Below are 16,332 nucleotides of genomic sequence, written 5' to 3'. Positions count from 1 at the left end.
GTTACTCGTTTATTTTTACGTAGGTGTACAATGCGATGCTTTTCGGTCTATTTTCAGCACCTCCAACTTCGTTGTTAACATGTTTGGTCGTACCAGGAGAATTAACAGCGGTTTGTCCACCAGCACCACTTCCCCAACCACCTCCCCAAGTATCCGACCTACCAAGTTCGTAATTCATTGGGTGGTTATGTTTGGAGAATTGGTCACCTTGATACTCACCCATAAGTCGTTCTCTACCATTTTCTTGCTGGAAAGTGTCACCTTTACCGTCAGCTCTGTTCGAGTTCAAAGTTCTAATAAACAAACCGCGTGCATCAGGCAATTCAGTAATTCCATGTTTTGTTTTTAATGCCGAATTTTTTAAGGGAATTCTTTCATCCATTAGTACCCATCCCGATCCATTTTCTTCTTGAAATTTATCCGGCGGGAGTACTGAGTACTTAACATCGCCAATTGCTCCTTCGGAAGTTTTGTCGAGACTGGTGAATGCCATTATTGCTATGCAGGAGATAAAAATTGCGATTATTGAGATAGTTTTTTTCATTTGATTTTAAGTTAATATATAAAGTTAGGAAAGGTGAATAAATTAGCATCCAGTGTTTTTGTCGTTATCCAACCCACTAATGATCCAAAATAAATTATATGTGTCCTGCGCAGCACCTTTTGGTGGCCTCGATTTTTAAGATGCGTAGTTTTTATACTAAAATAGCAATATGATCGAATTAATTGTTATCCGTGAGATTAAATTTATTTAACGGTAGATGATTAATATGCAAGCGCCGATTTTTGGGCAAAGGATCAGACATTCGGGATGTCTCATGGCTACTTGATAGTGTTTTCGCAATTGTTTTGAGACAATGACTGGTGTAATGCATCTTATTCTTGAATAACGATATCAGTTACTATAATCTCATTAACGGGTTCTACCGGAATATACCTTGGATCAATAGCTGCAATGGTTCGTGGCAAATGATCAACCAATTTTTCGAACAGCTCTTCCAAACCATAGCCTTTGATTTTGATGTCCTGTCCCGAAAATCCCAGATGAATAATGTTCAGATCATCCCCGGGTGAAAAATCCGCACGTATCAAATAAGCATAGTTAAAGAATGACTGGTGACCATCCGGCCATACCAGGCGCAGATTGCGGATGTTGCCATAGGCATGTGACAACCGATTGCCTTCCTCTGGCTCCGCTGGTTTTTCCACCACCGGCTTTGCCGGGTTGTTATTGCGCATCTGGTCAAAGCGTAACTTAAGATCCTGGCTCATAATCTTTGTCTCTGTTTAAAGTAATGGGTTTGTAGATATCGACAGATGCCTTGGTTCTTGCTGGTTTACCCTTTTGCATTTCCTGCCGGGTGCGCTCCGCGACCACGTCTTCCATCTGACGACGCTTTTGCAAAAGCTCCAAAGCAGACTGGCGGTCGCCCAGGCGCGACGCGTACGCCAGAAGTTCCTTTTTGTCGTCGGTATAAAGATGTGCCCGGTCGCGTCCACGCGATACGGACACATAAAGCTGCTTGGCATCCGTTGCCGGAAAGGTGCTGGCCGGTTGTGAAATAAACACTTCATCCACGGTTTTACCCTGGGAAGCGTGACTGGTAATACAATAAGCGTGAGTCAGATGTCCAAAGTTTTTATCAAGTTTGTACTTTGCTTTGCTCGTCGTATTTAAAAGCTCGACATCGCCATTTTTTCTGACCGAGGCCACTTGCAACATCTGACCATTGTTCAAACGTTTTTCTTGTCTATCGAAACCGTTTCGGGTCACGCGGACGATGTCACCTTGTGAAAGCGCCAGATCTTTTTCCCGGTAAATATCGTAATGTTCACTTTTTTCGGTCGGCAGCGTCATTACGTCATAGTCCTCATTTCCCCGGATCAGGATGTGATGGTCGTTGCTCTCCTGGACTGTCCACCGGCTGCCACGGTTAATTCCGGCCATATTTTGGTTGAACTGAACCAGATGGCCCGCTTCAATATTGCGCCAGTCGCTTTTTTCGGCTTCGGTCAAATTCAGATTAACCAGCCGCTTGGCGACGATTTCACGCTTTCCCAGTACACCGGATTGGCGCAGCTGTTCGCGGATGATTTCGGTAACATCTTCGCTCTGCCGATGGGTAGGGGATACGACGAGGGCTGTTTTTCCGGCCTTGATAGTTTCGGTAAAGTCCGCAACCAGCTGATCATTCGGTTTGAGCGGATCAACTTCTTTCACCCATCCCATGTCATCAAGTTCAGTCAGAGCTTGCTTAACGTTACCGTTCGACAGATTTTGAACAACATGCCGGTAATCGTCATGACGCTGCCGGTATATCCGGCTTACCTCAGAGGTCTTAATTTCCCCAACCGTATTGAGGATGCGTAAGGCGTCACCCCGGACAACGCTTGCGTGTTGACGGGTGTCGCCTCCCAGTATTAGGCGAGCGTTTTGTTTGCTGGTCAGCACTAACAGTGAAGTCATATCCTGCGTGCCTAAAAGCCCGGCTTCATCCACCCAGAGAACTTGACCCGCAATTTTCTCCTGCATCTTCTTGTCTACAAGCAGCCGTGATACGGTTTCCGCGTCCTTGAAGCCTTCGTCTTTCAAGACGCCGCGTGAGGCTTGCGATGTCGGGGCAATGACCGTAACCGTTTTGCCGGACGCCTCGATATGTTTGACCGCTTCCTGCATGAGAGTGGTTTTTCCCGATCCCGCTGCACCACGGACAATCGAAACCCGGTTGGTGGTAGTCAGAATATGACTGACGGCCTCGCGTTGCTGGCCGTCCAGCTTCACATCTGGCACTTGCGTGTATAACGGACGCAGCTTGCCCTGGCCTGCTCTGGCCAGTTTGACCATGTGCTGTTCCTGGGCCAGGACTTCTTTCGTGGTAATATGGTTCTGTCCCTGATCCATGATTTGGATCAGCCGCTTGTCATGTGTCATGGCATCGGTGATCTCATCCAGCTTCACCGCTTTATCGCCTATTGCATGGCGATAGGCGCTTGCCAGCAGACGCCGGTCGCGCACCACAGAAGCACGTTCGAAGCTATGCTGCACGGCATGATCGACACAGTCTTTTGCATGCAGCAGCTCCCTGGGCAGTTCAGGAGCATTACGGATAGGCCTTTTCCCCTGATCATCCTGTCCCAGCTCATGGATTTGCCGACGCCAGTCGGCTTTCAGCTCATCCATGCTGACACCCTTTTGCTTTTTGGCCCGTGTCCGGGCACCCAAAGCATCAAGCTCTTTGGCGTCAGTGATCCCTTTTTCTTTTGCCAGCTGCCCGATCTCATCCGTTCGTTTTGAAAACAGATCAATGACGGGCACCGGGACATTTTCAACTTCAAAAGATTTATCAGTACGTCGTACCTGATAGCCAAGGTCGATCAGATTATCCGATAATCTTTTGTGGAACCTGGCTTGATAATAGGGCATGTCGCGTTTAACATCCCGAAACTGGCAGGCCTTGATTGCATTTTCCTGTTCATCCCAGGTGGCATTGAAAGCAAAGCAGTGTGCATGAAGATGCGGATCGGGCAGGTGGCCTTCAACGGGACGGGCAGTCTGATGGACAAAATCAGCCCATATCAGCTCACCAGTCGGACGGTCGTGATACTGACTGTTCTTTCTGACCCTGGTTTTAATATCGCTTTCAATATCCTGCATGGTTGCCCGGACACTGTCTTCGAAGGCTTTCAGCAAATGATCGTCACTGGACAGCGCATGCAGGATTGAAACTGATTTCGGACAGTGGAAGTTAATATCATAGCCAACTGTCCGCTCGTCCTTCGTTCGCGGAGTCAGTGGCTTACCAGTCACCGGATCGATATTTTCGCACAGAGCAAAAAATGTTTCCTTTGTGGCAATACCTGTTAATCCAAGGCGCTCTGCGAGCTTGCCCTGGATATGACCGTTCAGCTCCTGGTCATTGATATAGTAATCAGACCGGGAGAGGGATTCCGAGAAATAATCTTTTGCATGGGCAGCGGAGCTGCTTTGGATCATCCGTATCATGGGATGAGTTTACATTGGATTTGAAAATGCCGATGATGTTTCTGTTCTGCTTAATCAGAAACCATCACCAATAAATATCAGCGTTAAACATCACGGTTAATCAGCACTGCTTTGAAGAAGATAAATCGGCTCCTCTTGATCCTGCCATTTCCGTTAATATAAAAGCATCAGACATCTTCCCTAAGCACTGCTTAAAGGTCACAGAGCGATCACAATGTTGTCTTCAACGACAAAGTTTTCGGCCATTCGGCGGCGCATTTCAGGGTCGATAGGCTTACGCCCGTAATATTTGACACCTCTAGTCTCACTTGGATTTCGACCTTCAATAAACGCTGATGTGAGCTCTTCATTAAAGATCATTTCGTCAATTTGATCCATCACAAAATTGTCCCCACGATAGTATGCAGCGAAATATCCTAATGAATAAAATATGCTGCATAAAACAATAAGCGGTCCGATATGCTGTTGAAACAACCATAATCCCAGTCCAATTAAAAAGAAAAACCCGGGTTCAACTATTGTCTCAATGGTACGAATGCTTAAGGGTTTGAGAAAAGGCTGATAATTTAAAAACATAGGAAGGATATCACCTGACGACAAACTGTATCGGCCAAAATCAAATACGGAAGGTTCGCTTTTAATTTCAATTTGCCGGTCAATGCACATTGCTATAAACCCCGCAATAAACATGTACCAAGTTAGCTCATGCTTCAGGAAGTCTAAAATTTCAAACGGGCGTCCATACCCGAATCTGGCAAGCGCTCGTAACCCAAGAGTTGTTCCCATTGGTATAATCGCCAAGACGACACTCATTAAGACTGCTGTTGATAATGAGAAATAGCGTTCTCCAAGATTCCTTCGAATAAAAACCTCTAATAACAGCCTGGGTTTGGAACAAGCCGCTAGGAAATAATCGAAAATGAATTCCTTAATGACATTGCGACGTCTTAATACAGACCGGTAGTACAAGTTCTTTTTCATTTTATGATGGGAGAGAAGGTGAAATAAATTATTTTAATTATTGAGGCTTGTAATTCTGGTTAAAGAGCATTTTGATGTAATTCTGGTCCTTGGCCACAACGTCACCTTGCCGATGGAGGTAGCCTTCGACCCAAAATTTATTGTTGGGACCACCTGTACGCAACCGGGCAAATTCTTCCGGGCGTACTATTCGGTCAATTTTCAGCGACCGTGATTTTGACTGTGAAAACTGTCGGGCATAGGTAACACTATCAGATTGCTCTTCAAAGAAGGCATCCCCAATCAATTCGGATGAATATCGGTTGGTTTCCATATCCGCATTGGCATGAAATATCTTTGTACCCAATGTTCCCAGGAAACTCTTGACCTTGTATTCACCCTGCTTGCCACCCATGGACGCATAATAATTGGGCAGGTTCTGCGAAATATAAACAGTAGATATCCTGCTGCTTCTGGCCGTCGCCTGATAGTCGGCGTCGTGCTCGTGCAAAAAATTCTGGGCTTCATCTGCCCATAGAAACATGGGACGGGAATAATCATTGATCTGTCTTTGCTCCATGGCACGTTGCCAGATGTATTTGAAAAGGATCTGGCAATCCCGGCCAACTTTGTGAAACAGTTTGACGGGAAGGTTAATCAGAATGATTTTCCCGCGAAGACTGTCTTCCGGCGTAACCGTAGACAACGGGTGCCTGCAAAAAAGGGAATAGACAGGTTCCCGCAGCAGTCGAAACAAAAATCCTGAGAACGTAAAATCGATAATGGAACGGGTCTTTTCGCTGAGGCCAATAAAATTGTCAAAAAAGAACTGATCAAGAAATTTGAGCAGCCTTGCGTCTGGCACCGCGTCAATCAGTTCAACTTCAAAAGTTTCGCTTTGCTGCAAACGGGTGCGCTCGTTAACCGACAGGCTTTCAAACCAGTCATCAATCTGTTTCGTTACGTTCTGTCTTGCAGCTTCAAAAGCTTTTTGAAACGGTTTGATTCCATCGTCTTCTGATTTTGCTGCGATGTTTTCTTCACCTTTGGGAATGGTCTGAACAATGTTATACATTTCCTGCACAGAAATGTTACCGTATGCCAGTTTACAAAGGTCTATGACATTAAAAATGAGCATATCCAGTGCTGTTTCCCAGAAAGGGTCATCGGACTTGCCGGAGCTTTTTTCTTCACCGGCACGGATCACGGTTTTGAGCACATCAACAATATTTTCCGTGATAGCGCCTTGGCTGCCACCTCGGGCAGATTCATATTGTAGGAAATTAAAGCTGTGCTTGCCGCCGGGTTCCAGAATAATCAGATCGTTGGTTCTGCCTGTGATCTGGCAGTAGTCCTGCCATGCTTTTTTCTCGTCTGGCTTTACGGTGAGCACAAGACCGCCAAAGCCTGCTTTCAAATATTTCAATGCGAGCATTCTGCCGGAGCCGGAAGTCTTTCCTGAACCGATTCCGCCGAATATCTGCACACCTTCAACGGCATGGCGGATCGTCCAGTAATTTTTTCCCGTGGCGGATACTAGCTCGATGATCGGTTGATCCAGATCGAACGATTCCATGAGGGTTGTATTTTAATGTAACTGATAGAGGGTCAAATTATTAATGCAAATATTTCTTGATCAAAAACAAAATGCAATACCGTTTACTCAATAGTTGGCCAAATAAGAAATAAAAATTTCATCTTATGAATCGCCATAGTATGAAGCTCTTACCAGCGGATCACAATTCAGTAACGGCCAGAAGTCTGCAGCTAATTTGCCTTTGGAGAGAAGGATCTCACGGTAGCGGATCAACGTCAAAGCCTTATAATCAATTGGGCTCATTTCATCGGGCAGTTTTATTGTGTCACTCGCCAGAATGGTGCGCACCCACATTTCGGCCACCAGTGAATGTTTCAGTTCCGGGGCATAACCCAGCATATCGATGATACGCTGTTTGGCTGCGGCACCAAAAGGTACATAGCCGGAATGGTAGCTTTCATACAATTCCTGATCGTAATCATCCATCAGATTATGCTTTACATCTTCATTACGGATAAGCCGGATATGTTCTTCGGCTAGTTTGGTGTATTCGCGGTAGGGGATAATGCCCGCATCTTTTTGCTGGATGAGACTGCGCAAAAACGGTTCAAAACGGATAGTGACACTTTCGTCGGGCAGATAGCCCAGATAATATTCAATGGCAGTTTTTCCCTTTTGCACCAGATCCGGTAGCACCGTGGCCGACAGGCTTAGATCCTCCCAGGACACGGCTTTCGACCGGGCTTCGTCAGCCATGGTTTGATACGCCTGTTCAAAACGTGGGACGTCACCGTTAAAGACTTCTTTGATCACTTTATCTCGCCATTCCATTGCCGCCTCCTATGATTACCAGACAATTAAATACTTGAGTATATTAGCATATTGAAATTTATCTGTCAATAAAAACCCTTCTGACTATGGCTCAGGACGACAAAAAAGACGCGGAATACCAGTTTCCCGAAGGCTATGAATATATGAAAGAGATGGCCGATGAGGCGGCCAGGCAATCAAAGGAACTGGATGAACGGATCAAGAATATTCCCAGCGAAGACATCCAGCAGACGCGGCACCGCTTGCAATTCAACCCGCCGGGTGCGGCAAGGGCAGAGAATGCCTGGGCAAAGCGTGAAAATAGGGAAGATTTGGAAAAACAGAAAAAACAGATCGAAACAGACCTGATGAAACGTATCGACCACGACATGAAGCAAAATGATGTTGATGCGCAAACATCAGGACAGGTGAAACAAGCAGCAGTCGAAGTTCTTCATCCCAATCCCTTCAAAGACAAATCCACAAAAGAACTGGAAGTGGCGAGGGGCATGGACAAAGACCCGCAGCATTCGCAAGATTTTATGCGAAAACTGTTGAGCGATCAAAAAAAATCAGAAAAGACACAGGATAATCTAAAGCCTGAAAAAGTCGAAGAGAAACAGCAAACCGAAATGTCTATGTCGGCACGATTCAACCATACGCTGGGTTACACAAAATACACAGAGAAGACACAGCAGGTCATGGAGAAACAGCCAATAATAAACAAAGGAAAAGAGCCGGACAAGGAATAATTATTTGTCGGGTTCAATAGAGCGGCCTCTGTCTTTCCCAGGAGACGTTTTGTCTGAATTTGTTCTATTGCCTTTTAACCAGTCTGGGAATTTATCCTTAACCTGTTCTGAAATAAATTCTTTACGTCCGTCAAGAAAGCCAATGCCTCTGCTTGATTTCAGTTCTGTTTTAGAAAGTTGTTCAGAGAGTTCAGGCAGATATTTGGCAAAAACATATCCTTCGTTGAAGCCCTTTTGGTAGTCAGGGTCTATCGTGTCGTTTTCGTCCATCTCTAAAAAGTGTTACGGGCATTTTTGCTTAAGTAAGTTTCAATGGAATCCCGGTCATAGAGGATAATTTTTTTTTGGGGTTGTGAAAATCGAATTTTCCCTTCGTCGCGAAGTTTTTGTAGCGTCGTTTTTGATTTGATATTCAGAAGAGTCATTGCTTCTTGATCAGATACCCATTTATCCTTTTTGCTAGAATTAGTTTCCCGTAGCCTAGAGACCACCTGTTCCACCAAAGCGTAAAATGCAACTTCTTCAAGGCAAATAACTTGCATTTGTAAACTGTTTTGATTGACTAATAGATATCGGGTTTATTGCATGGCAACTGTTTCCCTAATCCTTGTCACCAGTACATCGAGTAAATCGGAATAAGGAGAATGATTTTACCGTTTGAAGGCTGGAAACTCTTTTTTTATATATTCTTCGCCATTTTGACTGCCAGACAGCCAAGAAATATTTTCAGTCAGATATGCCTGATTGCAAGCCTCTTTCAATCTTTCAACTTTTTGCTTGTTCACGTTACTTAAATTAATCGTAACAATATTATCAACGAACCTTCGAAGATACTCCCAGATTGTATTACAGTTGAAATAACTTGTATCTACGATTAGCTGTTCTAAAAAATATGACGAAAAAACGTACCCATGTTGTGCATTCCAATACTTCATCAAACGAATGAGCGGTCGAATTTGTGATTTTTCAGTAGTATTTTTGTTTCTTACTTTTTCATTGAATTGATTGGGTGTAGTTGTTATCCATCGAGTAAAATAATCATTGGATGATGGTATGGAATAAGTCCCAAAAATGTCCTTTTTAGCAGGAACTAATTCAATTTTGAAATTGGACAACTCAAGAACAATGGTTGGACTTGATGTGTAAATTTCAGAAGTTGAGTATCTGTAATTCACAAAAGATCGCAGCCAAGTTAAATAAGTCTCGGGTTCGTAATAGCTTGGATCTCCTCCATAAAAGCTCGCAGAAGGTTTTGATGGTGTAAAAACCACCATATAATCTGCATCAGATCGCCCGTCTGCCTTTCTCGGCATTAGCGTTTTTCTGGTGAAGGAACCAAAGGGAAACTTTTCTTTTATTTGACCAGAATTAAAATATACATTCAGTCGCGATTCAAGAGTCGTTATATGTTGATCAATTATTCCACGCTCATCACGGGTAATAATCAGTTCGCTCGATAGAGATTGTAAGTAGCTATTTGCGCCCATAAATTTTAGATGTTGTATCGCTGTTTTAATAAGGTCCACTCATTGGATAGCATGGCGTTGTGCTTATTGTAAATCTTACTATCCAATTTTATGGATGACCAAGCTAGTGTAGTTTCATAGGTAATAATCAACTTTAGCGCTTCACTAATCCTTTGTCCGAACGCAGAACTATTCCCATTGATTGTAGTGAAAAAAGATGTGAAACTTGCGTGTACGGTTTCAAGCCTAGATAAGTAAATTGAAAAGCGTATTGCATCCTGAATTAAAGCTAATGGAAGAATAGCTTCCGTTAGGTATCTGAACGTAGTGCCGTCACCCATGGACGCAGTGAAGACAAATATCAAAAGCACTATGATAGCTTTAATATATTTGCCACGTGTCATTTCCTTAGCAATGGTTGTACTAAACAATGTGCTCTCAAAACAGTTTATGCACATCTTATAAAGTCCAGGATTGATGTTGTCTTGATTAAAAAAGCCAACTTGAGGGGTCGCTGAGCCAGAAAAATTAGAATTAAAAGAATTGTCTATAAACTTGATGATTCTGCTTCCTTCTGCTTTTTGAAAGATAAATATTGACGCTATTTCAATGATTATGAATGTAATAACCAGAACTGCATTAAATCCAGTGATCAATTTAACGGTGCCTTTGGTCAACCAGGCTGAGTTAAGTAAATGATATTGATCATTAAGATTAAGGGTAAATGTAATTATTGTTGAAATAATTAATATTAAATTTTTCCAAAAGTCAAATTGATCAATTCTTTTGTAGGGATCCATACTATCGTCATAAAATTTGAAGATATATTTTTTTTAGTTTAAATACAATTTTGAAGGGAGCATTTACGGAAACGATAAGTGTTGTACCTATGTTGTACCAACGGAAAAGAGGTCACACATTGAATTGTGTAACCTCTTGATAATCAGTACCGGGGACGGGAATCGAACCCGTACGAGCGTTTCGGCTCACAGGATTTTAAGTCCTGCGTGTCTACCAGTTCCACCACCCCGGCATGAGCCGGTTTTCGGCACTAGTGAGAAAAAAAGCACCGTCTCCGGTGCTTTTTTTCTCTGAGCGAAAGACGGGGTTCGAACCCGCGACCTCGACCTTGGCAAGGTCGCGCTCTACCAGCTGAGCTACTTTCGCATAACCCCTTTTGAATTATGGTGGTGCAAATGTAGGCACACAGACTATTGTACGCAAGCTTTTGGCGTAAATATTTATTGAAAAATATATGGATGATCAGTAATAAATTGTAAATCAAAGTACTTAGGTCTGTATTTTTTTTGAGTTCCGGCCTGGGACCTCGTAGGAGATTGGCAAGGGGAGTCCATATTTCATTAAAAATGCAGTTTATTAATTATACTTTGTCCCGCCTATACCAATTCCCTTCCCTGCTCCAAATTTTCATTACCTTTGTGCGGATTTAAAAATTGAAATATACTCATAGGTGCTTGCTCTATAAAAGCGGCCTATGGGTTGTCAGAAGCTGTTCCCTTTTAAAATAAAAATTTTTCATGTTTTCTAACGAAGTATTGTTTTTCGGAGGCTTTATCCTAGTGATTGGCTTAATGCTTTTACTGGATCTGGGCCTGTTCAATAAAAAGGATCATATCGTAAAGTTTGGGGAAGCAGCAGGGTGGACGGTCGCATGGATCGCGCTGGCGCTGGTTTTTTACGTTATTATCAATACCCACGGCGATCTGATTCATGGCGTAACGGATCAGGCCGGCTTAGAGGATATAAAGAATAAATATGCCCCTCATCTCAAATTTGTCTCTGGCGACTTTGAGCGGAATTTAATGATTTACCGGGAGAACATGTCGCTGGAATTTATTACCGGTTATCTCCTGGAATATGCGCTCTCGGTTGACAATATTTTTGTCATTATACTCATATTCTCCTCTTTCGGGGTTCGGCCTAAGTACTTTAAAAAGGTTCTTTTGTGGGGCGTGTTGGGAGCCATTCTCATGCGATTTGTCTTTATTTTCCTAGGTTCGGCATTGATGCAGCGTTTTGAATGGATCATCTATCTGTTTGGGGTACTGCTGGTTTATCAGGGTGGTAAAATTTTCTTTGAGGCTGGCGGGGATGAAAAGATAGATCCTGCAAAACATCCTGTGGTACGTTTTGCATCCAAGTACCTGCCCGTTTTTCCACGTTATGTAAGAGAGCATTTTTTTGTTCTCAAGAAAGGAAAATGGCTGGTTACGCCGTTGTTTATTGTCGTGCTCATTATCGAATTCACCGATCTGATTTTTGCTGTGGATTCAGTTCCAGCGGTGTTTTCTGTAACAAAGGATCCCTATGTGGTCTTTTTCTCCAATATTTTTGCCATCATGGGATTACGGTCCATGTTCTTTTTCCTGAGCAATATTATGGGGCTTTTCCGCTTTCTCAAATACGGCCTTGGCGTTCTGCTTGTTTTTATCGGAGGGAAAATGTTGGCACACACCTATCTTACATCCATCGGATTTGAGACGGTGTATTCGCTGTACGTTATTCTCGGCATATTGGCGGTGAGCATACTTGCGTCGGTTGTTTTTCCGGAAAAGAAGGACGAGGAAGCCAAGCACCTATCCAATACCTAGCTGACCGGGAGCGTTTAATTCTCTATGAACCGTATCCTTAAAGCTTTTCTAAGGCGTCTTACAAACCTCAGTACAAGAAATAAATCTTTATTGCTGGCAAGCCTGCCAGCCGAACAGTTTCTGGACATTCATGAGCTGGATTTTCTTTTAGGGAAGTCGTCCTTCCACTTTGTTCAGCAATTGATTGAAAAAAAAAGTCGTATTGCACTTTGCGACGTGCAGGATCCTCGCTACGAGAAAGTAAATGAAATAAGTAAAAAACTTAGAAAAATAGCAAGGACAGCGCATTTCATAGAGGAGGAACGAGGCTCCCGGGATCTCTATGTTGGTTATCCATTTGTACGGGGGAAACTGGCAGACGGAACCCCAATCCACGCGCCTTTACTTTTCTTTCCGGTTACCTTGCAGGCAGACCGGGAGCAATGGTGTTTGCTGAACCGGGATGAACCGACGGTGATTTTGAATCGAAGTTTTGCGCTTGCCTACGCACATTTCAATGAGGTTTTGGTTGCCGATGACGTTTTGGAAAAATCATTTGAGGACTTTCCAGCTGATGCACTGGAATTCAGAACTTCCCTTTATGAATGGTTAAAAGAAACGCCATTTCGCATCAATTTCAACCAGGAGCTCTTTGTAGACAAGCTCAGCACCTTTGACATTCAGAAAGGTTCGGATTTGGATCGAATGGAGAAAAATGGAGAGCTGAAGCTTTTTCCTGAGGCCGTTCTGGGGATTTTCCCCCAGGCGGGATCGTACCTGGTTCCGGATTACAACCAACTCTTGAGTAGGTATGACGAAGAACCTTTTCAAATGCCCCTTTTAATTCCAGAGGATGCCGGGCTTACCCGTACCCGGGTGCCTGCCAAAAATACCCCACTTAAAGAAGAGGAGGTGTTGACACCATTCTCCATTGACGAGTCGCAGGAAGAAATTATTCATGCGGTGCAGAGGGGCAAATCCGTCGTCGTTCAGGGACCTCCCGGTAGCGGCAAATCCCAACTCATCTGTAATTTAATGGCGGGTTTTGCGGCTCAGGGGAAAAGGGTGCTGCTGGTTTGCCAGAAGCGGGCTGCGCTGGATGTTGTTTACCGTCGGCTCGAAACCATCGGAATGAATCCGTTTGTAGCGCTCATTCACGATTTCAAGAACGATCGCACCGCACTTTATAGCCAGTTTGCCAGTCAAATCGAACAGGTTGAAGCATATAGAAAGCAGAATTATGGTCTTGATGCCGTTTTTTTAGAGAGACAGTTTAAGCAGGAAAGCCGGCAGATTGACCAAACCTTACAAGCCTTGAATGATTTTAGAAGTGCCTTATTCGATGACAGCGAATGTGGCATTTCGGTAAAGGAGCTATACCTTACCTGCAGCCAGGAATCTCCGAGCATCGCGCTTGAACACTACCGGTTTTTCAGGCCTGATGGTTGTGATGATTACAAGCGGAAGCTTAAAATTTTTGGTAAATATTCGATGCTCATTGATGCGAATCATCCATGGCGTAATCGAAGAAATTTTGCAACATTCGGGCTCAACGATTTACGGGTGATAGAAAAGATGTTGCTCGACTGGCCGGATGCATTTAGGAAGCAGGCCGAGCGTTTTGAACAAATGACGGGTTTGCCTTTCTCAATCCCATTCTATTCAAGCCGCGCAGAGGCGGTGGAAAGATTGGATGACATTTTGGTGCAAATTTCGGATGACAGTACCTTTCTTCTTTTGAAAGATTACCTGGCTTCTGAATCGCCTGCGTATGAAAGACTGGCGTTTATACGGCAAACGGCTGATACTTTAGATGGTTTTATAACTGAGCACGGTATTGAATTCAGTTTAAAAGCAACGCAACTCACCGACTTCCGTATCCGGTTAAAAGATGCGCTTGATGCCAAACGATCCACGGTCTCGGGCGTTTGGTGGAACCTGTTTGGGGCAGATAAAAAGGTGATCGAAGAGGTTGCCTCGCGGAATCAGCTCACCACTTCGACGGAGGATCTGGCAAAATTGGAAGTGCGCGTTCGCAACCGTGCAGAGTTGGAGTTGTGGCTTACTAATCCTGCTTTAGGGTTCCGGGCTAAATATTTAGATCCGACTAAAGAAACAGGGCAGCAATTCACGGGGTTTTTTCAAAGCGCTGAAAAGGCGGCTGATGCTTTGGCGAGCATGAACTTTCCCCATTGGAGAGAAGTGATAAGCACATTTGTGACTGTTTCAGAGGATATAGCCAGCTTCAAGAGCAGGATTACGGGTGTAATCGCCTGGATGAAATCCTGGGATCGCATGCAAACAGCCATGAGCCCTTTCCTGACAATGGAGCAAATTGAAAACCTTATTTTGGAGCCGGAACGCGATAGTACCACGTTGCTGAATACAATAAGGAAAGATTTTGATTCCATTGTGGACATGGATCAGCTGTGGGGCAATATGTCGGACACCGAGCAAAATGTGACAGAACGTATTATAGAAAAATGCCGGAATACAGGTGAATTGGATGGCGATCACATGGTTTCTCTTTTTGATAACAGTCTAAGACTTGAGTGGTTGAACCACATCGAAAGTAAATTTCCGGATCTAAGGGCAGTTACATCTTTGAAAATAGGCCAGTGGGAGGATGAATTGCAGGAAAGCGTTGTCAGCAAACAAAAATTGAGTGCTGAGATCGTGAATATCAACCTCCGGGAAAAGACATACGAGGACGTTGAAAGGAATAGGCTTGGGAATCGGGTTACCTATCGGGAGCTAAGCCACCAGGTCTCCAAAAAACGAAAAATTTGGCCCATCCGTAAGCTGCTTGAACACCACAAAGAGGAGATTTTTTACCTTGTTCCATGCTGGATGACCTCGCCGGAGGCCGCATCTGCCATATTTCCCATGGAAGCGGGCTTATTTGATCTGGTCATTTTTGACGAGGCATCGCAGTGTTATGCCGAATATGGCTTGCCAACGGCCTTCAGAGGTAAACAAGTGGTAGTAAGCGGAGATAGCAAACAACTTCCGCCCAATGATCTTTACAGGGTTCGATATGATGAGAAAAGCCAGGAGGAAGAGATACCCGTCGCACTGGAAGTGGAATCGTTGCTCGACCTATCAGCGCAGACGTTGGATCAATATCAACTTTCAGGGCATTACCGAAGTCTTTCGCTGGATCTTATTGATTTTTCCAACCAACATTTTTATAAAAATTCACTTCGGCTGTTACCCGACTTCAGGCAGATCAACTCCGCTGCGCCTGGCATTGAGTACATGCAGGTAAACGGAATTTGGGAAGATCACGTGAATATGGTGGAGGTGCAGAAAGTGCTGGAAATATTACGAAGCCTTGAAGGTAAAGATAGAAGCGTTGGGGTTGTGAGCTTCAATTTTTATCAACAGCAAGTTATTCAGGAAAATGTTGAAAAAGAGCGCATTTTGGTTAAAGAGCTCTTTGTGAAAAATATCGAGAATGTACAGGGAGATGAACGTGACATCATCATTTTTACGGTTGGGTATGCACAGGACAGCAAAGGGAAATTGTCCATGCAGTTCGGTAGCCTGAATATGCAGGGAGGTGAGAACAGGCTCAATGTGGCTATTACCCGGGCACGAGAAAAAATATACCTGGTAACAAGCTTACACCCATCCCAACTCGCGACGGATCAAGCCGCCCATGAAGGCCCCAAACTCCTGAAAGCATACATGCAATATGCCCTTGAAGTCTCTGGTGGTCATTACCGGCCCAAGCCGATAGAAGCGTCTTCGTTTCGCAGTGATTGGCTATTGAAAGACCGTATAATGAGGGTGAATCCCACGTATCACAAGGAACTGCCTTTCGGTGACCTCACAGAAAAACAGGATGGGGAATATAGGGGATTACTTCTCACGGATGATGATATATACCATCGAAGCCAATCGTCAAAAGAGCCGCATGCCTACTTGCCTCTGCGCCTAAAACTCATGAACTGGCCATTTGTGAGGGTCTATAGCCGGCAATACTGGAACGGTAGCTTAAAGGTCCTGGAATAAGTGAACCTCAAATCGCGGTGAACACAGACGATCCCGCTTAGCTACGTAACCTGTGAGCCTTATATGTTGATTTTTATTTGAGCAGTAAAAATAACTATGTATTTCAAACATATGTGTCAGACAATATTCTTGAAACACATAGGCAGATAGGGCACATAGGAGTATAGCGCCTCTATGTTTTCTTTGTGCCTATGTG

13 protein-coding genes and 2 tRNA genes are annotated in these 16,332 nt (G+C 44.1%); 3 read left to right on the top strand and 12 right to left on the bottom strand.

Annotated elements, in window-relative coordinates:
• Position 1: 1 nt before the first annotated feature.
• The 6 genes from DYADSP32_RS13525 to DYADSP32_RS13500 all read right to left on the bottom strand — a co-directional run bounded on the left by DYADSP32_RS13525 (position 2) and on the right by DYADSP32_RS13500 (position 7,331).
• On the bottom strand, positions 2 to 544 hold the full coding sequence (locus DYADSP32_RS13525) for a hypothetical protein (protein ID WP_149242240.1): 543 nt from the start codon (positions 542 to 544) through the stop codon (positions 2 to 4).
• Between the two features lie 332 nt (positions 545 to 876).
• Complete coding sequence (locus DYADSP32_RS13520) at positions 877 to 1,272, bottom strand: hypothetical protein (RefSeq protein WP_149242241.1); 396 nt, start codon at positions 1,270 to 1,272, stop codon at positions 877 to 879.
• Positions 1,256 to 4,003, bottom strand: a complete 2,748-nt coding sequence (gene mobF / locus DYADSP32_RS13515; RefSeq protein ID WP_414617744.1) for a MobF family relaxase — start codon at positions 4,001 to 4,003, stop codon at positions 1,256 to 1,258. The genes DYADSP32_RS13520 and mobF overlap by 17 nt, the downstream gene beginning before the upstream one ends.
• Positions 4,004 to 4,201: 198 nt before the next feature.
• Complete coding sequence (locus DYADSP32_RS13510) at positions 4,202 to 4,984, bottom strand: hypothetical protein (RefSeq protein ID WP_149242242.1); 783 nt, start codon at positions 4,982 to 4,984, stop codon at positions 4,202 to 4,204.
• A gap of 37 nt (positions 4,985 to 5,021) precedes the next feature.
• Positions 5,022 to 6,539 (bottom strand): TraM recognition domain-containing protein, encoded by a 1,518-nt coding sequence (locus DYADSP32_RS13505; protein WP_149242243.1) that lies wholly within the window; start codon positions 6,537 to 6,539, stop codon positions 5,022 to 5,024.
• 123 nt (positions 6,540 to 6,662) lie between these two features.
• On the bottom strand, positions 6,663 to 7,331 hold the full coding sequence (locus DYADSP32_RS13500; protein WP_149242244.1) for a hypothetical protein: 669 nt from the start codon (positions 7,329 to 7,331) through the stop codon (positions 6,663 to 6,665).
• An 86-nt stretch (positions 7,332 to 7,417) separates the two neighbouring features.
• Here DYADSP32_RS13500 and DYADSP32_RS13495 point away from each other — a divergent pair, with 86 nt between their 5' ends.
• Positions 7,418 to 8,062 (top strand): hypothetical protein, encoded by a 645-nt coding sequence (locus tag DYADSP32_RS13495; protein ID WP_149242245.1) that lies wholly within the window; start codon positions 7,418 to 7,420, stop codon positions 8,060 to 8,062.
• On the opposite strand, the gene DYADSP32_RS13490 is transcribed toward DYADSP32_RS13495, so the two are convergent.
• The 6 genes from DYADSP32_RS13490 to DYADSP32_RS13465 all read right to left on the bottom strand — a co-directional run bounded on the left by DYADSP32_RS13490 (position 8,063) and on the right by DYADSP32_RS13465 (position 10,695).
• Complete coding sequence (locus tag DYADSP32_RS13490) at positions 8,063 to 8,332, bottom strand: hypothetical protein (RefSeq protein ID WP_149242246.1); 270 nt, start codon at positions 8,330 to 8,332, stop codon at positions 8,063 to 8,065.
• Between the two features lie 2 nt (positions 8,333 to 8,334).
• A complete protein-coding gene (locus DYADSP32_RS13485; RefSeq protein WP_149242247.1) occupies positions 8,335 to 8,604 on the bottom strand; it encodes a helix-turn-helix domain-containing protein in 270 nt (89 codons plus the stop codon).
• Positions 8,605 to 8,712: 108 nt separating this feature from the next.
• Entirely contained in the window at positions 8,713 to 9,549 is an 837-nt protein-coding gene (locus DYADSP32_RS13480; protein ID WP_149242248.1) for an SMODS domain-containing nucleotidyltransferase, read from the bottom strand.
• Positions 9,550 to 9,554: 5 nt separating this feature from the next.
• A complete protein-coding gene (locus tag DYADSP32_RS13475; RefSeq protein ID WP_149242249.1) occupies positions 9,555 to 10,328 on the bottom strand; it encodes a hypothetical protein in 774 nt (257 codons plus the stop codon).
• A 147-nt stretch (positions 10,329 to 10,475) separates the two neighbouring features.
• Positions 10,476 to 10,561: transfer RNA gene (locus DYADSP32_RS13470), tRNA-Leu, on the bottom strand.
• Positions 10,562 to 10,622: 61 nt separating this feature from the next.
• A tRNA-Gly gene (locus tag DYADSP32_RS13465) sits at positions 10,623 to 10,695 on the bottom strand.
• Positions 10,696 to 11,066: 371 nt separating this feature from the next.
• On the opposite strand from DYADSP32_RS13465, the gene DYADSP32_RS13460 reads away from it, so the two are divergent.
• On the top strand, positions 11,067 to 12,140 hold the full coding sequence (locus tag DYADSP32_RS13460; RefSeq protein WP_149242250.1) for a TerC/Alx family metal homeostasis membrane protein: 1,074 nt from the start codon (positions 11,067 to 11,069) through the stop codon (positions 12,138 to 12,140).
• 24 nt (positions 12,141 to 12,164) lie between these two features.
• On the top strand, positions 12,165 to 16,136 hold the full coding sequence (locus DYADSP32_RS13455) for an AAA domain-containing protein (RefSeq protein WP_149242251.1): 3,972 nt from the start codon (positions 12,165 to 12,167) through the stop codon (positions 16,134 to 16,136).
• Positions 16,137 to 16,332: the final 196 nt, after the last annotated feature.

The organism is Dyadobacter sp. 32 (genome assembly GCF_902506755.1).
Classification (GTDB): Bacteria; Bacteroidota; Bacteroidia; order Cytophagales; family Spirosomataceae; genus Dyadobacter.
This window is presented reverse-complemented; position numbering and strand designations above follow the sequence as displayed.

What these genes read in the sequence shown, in the direction of transcription:
- DYADSP32_RS13525 (WP_149242240.1), bottom strand. Translation starts at nt 544, where the DNA reads ATGAAAAAAACTATCTCAATAATCGCAATTTTTATCTCCTGCATAGCA.
- DYADSP32_RS13520 (WP_149242241.1), bottom strand. Translation starts at nt 1,272, where the DNA reads ATGAGCCAGGATCTTAAGTTACGCTTTGACCAGATGCGCAATAACAAC.
- mobF (WP_414617744.1), bottom strand. Translation starts at nt 4,003, where the DNA reads ATGATACGGATGATCCAAAGCAGCTCCGCTGCCCATGCAAAAGATTAT.
- DYADSP32_RS13510 (WP_149242242.1), bottom strand. Translation starts at nt 4,984, where the DNA reads ATGAAAAAGAACTTGTACTACCGGTCTGTATTAAGACGTCGCAATGTC.
- DYADSP32_RS13505 (WP_149242243.1), bottom strand. Translation starts at nt 6,539, where the DNA reads ATGGAATCGTTCGATCTGGATCAACCGATCATCGAGCTAGTATCCGCC.
- DYADSP32_RS13500 (WP_149242244.1), bottom strand. Translation starts at nt 7,331, where the DNA reads ATGGAATGGCGAGATAAAGTGATCAAAGAAGTCTTTAACGGTGACGTC.
- DYADSP32_RS13495 (WP_149242245.1), top strand. Translation starts at nt 7,418, where the DNA reads ATGGCTCAGGACGACAAAAAAGACGCGGAATACCAGTTTCCCGAAGGC.
- DYADSP32_RS13490 (WP_149242246.1), bottom strand. Translation starts at nt 8,332, where the DNA reads ATGGACGAAAACGACACGATAGACCCTGACTACCAAAAGGGCTTCAAC.
- DYADSP32_RS13485 (WP_149242247.1), bottom strand. Translation starts at nt 8,604, where the DNA reads ATGCAAGTTATTTGCCTTGAAGAAGTTGCATTTTACGCTTTGGTGGAA.
- DYADSP32_RS13480 (WP_149242248.1), bottom strand. Translation starts at nt 9,549, where the DNA reads ATGGGCGCAAATAGCTACTTACAATCTCTATCGAGCGAACTGATTATT.
- DYADSP32_RS13475 (WP_149242249.1), bottom strand. Translation starts at nt 10,328, where the DNA reads ATGGATCCCTACAAAAGAATTGATCAATTTGACTTTTGGAAAAATTTA.
- DYADSP32_RS13460 (WP_149242250.1), top strand. Translation starts at nt 11,067, where the DNA reads ATGTTTTCTAACGAAGTATTGTTTTTCGGAGGCTTTATCCTAGTGATT.
- DYADSP32_RS13455 (WP_149242251.1), top strand. Translation starts at nt 12,165, where the DNA reads ATGAACCGTATCCTTAAAGCTTTTCTAAGGCGTCTTACAAACCTCAGT.